Source organism: Mesorhizobium sp. M7A.F.Ca.AU.001.01.1.1 (genome assembly GCF_004022735.1).
Taxonomy (GTDB): Bacteria; Pseudomonadota; Alphaproteobacteria; order Rhizobiales; family Rhizobiaceae; genus Mesorhizobium; species Mesorhizobium ciceri.
Genome location: NZ_RZPF01000378.1, coordinates 1 through 6,182 on the forward strand (window position 1 = coordinate 1; position 6,182 = coordinate 6,182).

Genomic DNA, 6,182 nt, shown 5'->3' on the forward strand with positions numbered 1-6,182 from the left:
GATTGCCGAAGCGCTTGTCAGCGTCGCCGCGCCGCCTGTCTCGGTGAAGCCGTCAGTCCGGAGGTTCACATAGGCGAGATTGGCGAAGGGCTCAAAGCCTAAATTTCCAGCATGGATACCATAGCCCAGTTCGCCGAACACCTGCGCCGTTCCGGCGCGATAATCTGCCTTGAGGCTGTCATTGAAACCGGGGAAAGTGACGGAGCGGCTCGTCGCGATGTCGTGCCAAGTATAGGATGTACCGGTGCGCAAGCCGAGCGTGCCGCCCCCAACATCCCAAGTGGTGCCGCCATAGAGGCCGAGATGATAGTTGTCGCTCGAGCCCGACGAGGCGCGGTCTTTCACATCGAGGTTGGTGCGGCTGTATCCCGCCATGATACCCAATCGCCAGGTGTCGAAAATGGCGGCGTCACCGCCGGCCAGGAAACCGCCAGTCGAGCGGTCAACGCGGGCAGCATTGCCGTCGCTGCCAGTATGGCCCCATGAACCAAAGCCCTGACTCCAGAGGGCGAAGCGATCGGTGTCCGACGCCACTGCAGCGGTCGTATTGGGATCGAGCGAGACATAGGCGCCCGCAGCACCGCCATAGGTCTGATCGGCGTAGGCCATGACCGGAGCGGCCGATGCACCGACGATACCGAAAGCGGCCCGGATGCGGTTCGTCGCCGCGTCGCGCAGAAGACGGCTATCTTCGATGAGGGAAGTCTGCGCCGAGGGATACACCTCGCCCGAGAGCTGGTCGAAGGCATCACGTGCCTGCACGTCGGTCGCGAGGTTGAGGATGACGTTGTACAGGGATCCGGATGTCGGCAGGCTCTCGAGCCCCCCAGCGGTTGCGATCTGATTGCGGGTCAAGGCTGCGTCGGTGAAGTTGCGGTATTTCAGGATGTCGAGATAGGCGTTGTTGGTGTCATAGGTATCGACAAGCCTGAGGAAGGCGGTGTTGAGAACTCCAGTCAAGGCAGCGAACTGCCCGGTCAGCCCGGCATCGGCGGTCAACACCGTATAGCGGGTGCCCGGCACCGCAATGCCGCCCGCGGCGTTCACGGTCAGCGTCGCGCCAGTGATCGTCGCGGTGCCGGAGGTGCTGAACCTGTCGGCCTGGCCGGCCGTGTTGATATCGATCGCCATGATGCTGCCAGTCGCGAAAGCGGCATTGCCGCCGGTTTGCCGGATCACATCGCCGGCGCCAGCGTCGGCCATTGTCAAGGTGCCTTGATTGGTGAACTGAAACAGATTGGTCCATTGCGTCGTCTCCGCGACGCCGGCGGAGTTTCCACCGACGGCGGTCCCGTCGTTGACCAGCCTGCTGGCGCCACCGCCGAAATCACTGGTTCCACCGGCGCCGTTCCAGTTCCCGTCGTTGGCGAACAGTGTCGCGCCGCCGGCAAACTGCGCTGTACCGACGATCGAACCGGCGTTTGTGAGCGCCATCGTCGCGGCATTGGTCTCGATCGCCGCATCGCTGGACAGTCCGGAAAGACTACGGATCGCGCCCGACGAGGCGACGTTGATGGCGCCCGTCCCACCAGTCAAAGTCAGGCCACGCGTCGCGCCCGTCACCGTGCCGGCGACTTGCACATCCACTACGCCGTTGCCCGTCGCGACGATGCCCTCGGCCGACGTTCCGGTCACCGCGCCATTGGCGATCACCGTGATCGCGCCCGTGCCAAGATTGGTTGCCTGGATACCTGTCGTACCCGAGACATTGCCATTCGTCGTCACATTGATCGTGCCAGCGCCCACCGGATTGTCCTGGAGCGCGAAGATCGCCGTAGCCGCAGTTGCGTTCACAGCACCCGTTATCACCGCGACATTGCCGGCCGAGCTTTCAGCGTCGATACCTCGACCAGTCGTCGCGGTGATCGGACCAACCGCCTTCACGGTCACCGAACCTGTACCGACAGTCCCTGCGACAATCCCGCTGCTCGCGTCGATCGCGCCGTTCGCCGTGACATCGACGTTGCCGCTTCCCGAGGAAAGGCCAGCGAAGATACCGGGGCCGCCCGCCTTCACATCGCCGTTCGCCACGATCGTCACATTGGCCGTCGCCGACAGCGTCTCAACGTCGATGCCGATCCTGCCGGCAGCCAGCGCCGTCACCGCGCCCGTCGTGACGCCGATGTTGCCGCCCGTCGCCGTGTCGCGCACCACGATGCCGCCGCCACTCGTCGAGCTGCTGGCGCCGGATATATCGACCGTGACCGTGCCCGGGCCATAGTTCTGAATATTCACCGCATCGTCGCTGCCGCCGACGAAGCCGCCCGCGCCCGTCACCGAGAGATTACCCGTGCCGCCGCCGCCACCAATCAAGGTCAGGCCGGAACGCGCGCCCATCACCGTGCCGGCGACCTGCACGTCCACCGCGCCACCACCGTTCGCGACGATGCCGTCAAAGGATGTGCCGGTCACCGCACCATTGGCGATCACGCTGATCATGCCCGTGCCGGAGTTACCTGCGAGGATGCCTGCAGTGCCCGAGACGTTGCCGTTGGTCGTCACATCGATTGTGCCTGTGCCTGTGCCGGTCCCTATTGCATAGACCGCCTGACCGCCCGTCGAGGTCACCGCACCCGTTGTTATCGAGACATCGCCCCGGCCCTGAGCGAAGACGCCAAGGCCCGACGCCATTGTCGCGGTGACCGGTCCCATCGCCTTCACCGTCGTCGAGCCGTTGCCCAAGTTCTGCGCGATAATGCCGTTGCCTGCGTCGATGGCGCCGTTCGCCGTGATATCGATGTTGCCAGTTCCTGTGGAGGAAACTCGACCCAAGATACCGGTATTGCCCGCCGTCACATCGCCGTTCGCCACGGTCGTGAGATTGCCTGCCGTCGAAGACGACTGGACGTCGATACCGAACATGCCAGCAGCCAGCGCCGTCACCGCGCCCGTGGTGACATCGATGGAGCCACTCGCCGCCGTGTTACGCACCACAATGCCTGAGCCGGCAGCCGCCGTGATATCGCCGGTGGCATCGACATCGATCGAGCCCAGGCCATTCTGCTTTATTGCGAAGGCATCGCCACTGCCGTTATTGGTGATCGCGCCGCTGCCTGTGTACGTGATCAGGTTGGAGGCGGCATCGATATTGAGTGCCGCGGTCCCGCCGGCTGTTGGCGTGTTGCCCGCATCGACACTGATCGTGCCGTTGTTGACGACCATGACGGCGCCATTGCCGGTATTCTCGATCGCGAGGCCAAATCCGCTGACCGTCGCCCCGGCATCGATCGCGAGGTGGGCCGTAAACGGTGAAGAAAATGAATAGCCCCGGTCGTTGGGAGGAGCAGCCGGATTGACGGCATTGACCGTGGAGGTGGTGCCGCACTGCACATCAGTTCCCAGAGTGACCGTACATGCCGCCTGCGCCTGCGGGGAAAAGAAAACAGCCGAGCCGGCGAAACCGGCCATGCCGATTGCGAAACGCAGTGCCGAGCGACTGGCCTGCGAGAGGAGTTGCGCGCGCAAGGAAACGAGTGGGTAGGCTTTGTCTGCCGAAAAACCGTAGAGTCTCATGATAGGCCCGCCCCATCGTCCAATAAATGCAATCTGCCGTCATCAGAACAGCCCAAGCAAAGCAATGCTTCGAGCAAATCAGTGCTTCAGATTCGCAATAACGGATGATGGGTGGGCGATATATATATCAAATGCCATAGACCGGCCAAAGAGTGGCGCACTGTCGCTGGCTCGCCACAGTCGCAACGCCCTGCACTCGAAGAACCTTAATGTGCTATTGCAGCTTGTTAGGGCAGAAGACGAAATGCATTCAGCAGCGCAATGAGCTGACTCTGCCTCTGCGTATCTGTCTTGCGAAAAATCTTGTCCAGATGAACGCGTGCGGTGCCGTAGGCCATGTTTTCCCTGATCGCTATTTCCTTCAAGGACAATCCGCTTGCGAGCGCGAGCGCGACGGAAGCTTCTTTCCCTGTCAGCCCAAAGGTTTTTCGCAGTTGATCGGCTAAGCTCGTCGACAGGGCCAAACGTGATTCGCGCGCCAGCACCACCGCGCAAGGTCCAGCCGACAGGCCGAACATCTCGCCGTCGGGCAACAATCCAATCGACAATACCAGTTGGTCGCCGCGCTCCGACCGCAAGATCAAATCGGCAGCCGAAATGGGAAACTCGCTCTCGTCCACCCGGCAGACTCGTGCGACCGCACGTTGCAGCATTTGGGTTTGCGTGGAATCGGAGGTGGCCAGATGGCCACCGTTCGCCGTCAGCAGAGTGATCGGCTGTACCAAAAGTCTTTGCGCGGCGTCATTCATGTCAAGGATGCGCAGGCGCGGATCGACGATAAAGCCGGCGAAGGGCAGGTGGCCGAGCAGCGATCGGAGCACAGGTCGCGCCTCGAAATGTCGGCCCAAACCCGCAGCGCGCTGCAGATGAGGCGTGATCAGGGCGAGCATCGCACGATCATCGGCGTCGAACGCCGGCTGCCCTCGGCCTCGCTGCACGTCGAAAAACCAGTAGTTCTTTTCCGACGCGCGCAGATTGCAGAACATGCCGTCATACATGTCCTGCGGCATCATCCATTCGTTCCAGACGGAGGTGCGTTCAATACGGTGCCGCCCAATCAACTGGGTGTCGCTAAAAACCCGGCCAAGCGGCGCGGCCACACGCGGCGCAAAGAGTTCGTTGGTCGCGAAATGGTCAAGGAAAATCCTGTCCCAATAGGGGTCGCGGCTCGGTGAGACGCAAAAGCTATCCTCGACATTGGCCCAGTCGATGCCCGAGAAACAGGCTCTGGAGCCATGAAACATGGCTTGCAACTGAAGGACCACGTCAAGCCAAATCGATTGATCGTAGGCGGCCTCATATATGCGACCGATCACTACCGACAGGCGCTCGTGAGAGATCGAATATCCCATAAGCCTTGCGAAATATACAACCAGAATGAAGTGTTAGCATACCTCTGATTGCGGTCGATGCAAGGGATAGAACGTCGAATGAGCAGGGGGGTTACCAGTGCTGACGCCCAAGGTCAGGAGAAAGCAGACATGATGTTTGACGCTTCACCCTTACGTCCACGGAGGCGGAAATCGGCGTACTCAGTTCTGTATGCTCTGTATGCCCTTCTCGATCGAATGGCGGAGGAAGTGGGATTCGAACCCACGGTGAGCTTGCACCCACGCCGGTTTTCAAGACCGGTGCCTTAAACCGCTCGGCCATTCCTCCATCGTGGTTTTTCAACCATTTGGGCAGCGCGGGGCCAACTCGTTTGGCCTGTGGCACCGGATTGGCACCGAAGGCGCTCCCGGCTGGTTCACGCCTCATTCCTGTAAAGCGGCATTGAGGGCTGCGTCAACCACCACTGTGTCGGTTCCTGCCGTCCTGGCAGGCTCTGAGTTTGTCGGAATCGAGCACCGGAACTCGCTATCCCATTGGTGCATGATGAAGAAGGAGCCCGCCGACTGGCGAATCCCTACGGGTCAGCCTCTTGGGACAGCTGCGGTATCCCGCAGATTTAACTTTCGCCAAGGGAACAGCTACTGGTGAGGAAGGCCGAAGCTGCAAATCGGCTCCGGCCTGTACGGTCCTCAGTCTTTGCAATTTTCGTCCGCCTTTGCCGCCGCGGCCTTATCACCGTGCTGCTGCGCCTCGATATCCTGCTGCGAGGTTGCAAGGTTTTTGTCGCCCCCGCCTTCAGCTCCCGCCAATGGCATCGTGGTGCCATCCTTGGCGGCTGGCTTGTTCGCGTTGCCCATGGCCTTCGGAGTCTCTAAAGGCGCGTGGGTTCCATCTTTCGAAATACCGGCGGTCTGTCCGGCATCGGTCCCGGTGTTCGAAGCTGACTTGTCCGGACATGCGGCGATCGCAGACCCGGCAGAAAGCGACATCGCGATCGCGACCATCAATGAAGTCATTTTCATCATGCTCGTCCTTCTGTTCGAGTGCCCTGCGGATGAAACTAGCGGCGCATTTCTTTGTTCCGGCGGTCGGTCCGCTGCCCGACAAAGCCCGGTCAACCGGCAGACACGGCGGGCAGGAGCGAAGCCAGGCTTTCTGTGGCAGAGGGCATCACATCTCTCGCGTGGAAGCACGAAAACCGTTACTTTTCAGAGAGCTCTTACGGTGGAGACGCCACAATCTTGCCCGGTTGCGGCCACAATCGGTTAATACCGTGATAAGCAATTCCTGCGCACAAAGGATCGGGGTTTTAAGCGTCGTTGGTATTGTCGGGTGAG

At 61.1% G+C, this 6,182-nt stretch carries 3 protein-coding genes and 1 tRNA gene; all 4 read right to left on the reverse strand.

Features of this window, described 5'->3' with window-relative positions:
• Positions 1-3,513 (reverse strand): autotransporter domain-containing protein (locus EN884_RS21675; RefSeq protein ID WP_128360729.1); only part of this gene is annotated, 3,513 nt, incomplete at its 3' end.
• 227 nt (positions 3,514-3,740) lie between these two features.
• Positions 3,741-4,865, reverse strand: coding sequence for a helix-turn-helix transcriptional regulator (locus EN884_RS21680; protein WP_063168011.1), 1,125 nt, complete (start codon positions 4,863-4,865; stop codon positions 3,741-3,743).
• 217 nt (positions 4,866-5,082) lie between these two features.
• Positions 5,083-5,172, reverse strand: a tRNA-Ser gene (locus tag EN884_RS21685).
• A 362-nt stretch (positions 5,173-5,534) separates the two neighbouring features.
• Positions 5,535-5,870 (reverse strand): hypothetical protein, encoded by a 336-nt coding sequence (locus tag EN884_RS21690; RefSeq protein WP_013531580.1) that lies wholly within the window; start codon positions 5,868-5,870, stop codon positions 5,535-5,537.
• Positions 5,871-6,182 lie beyond the last annotated feature (312 nt).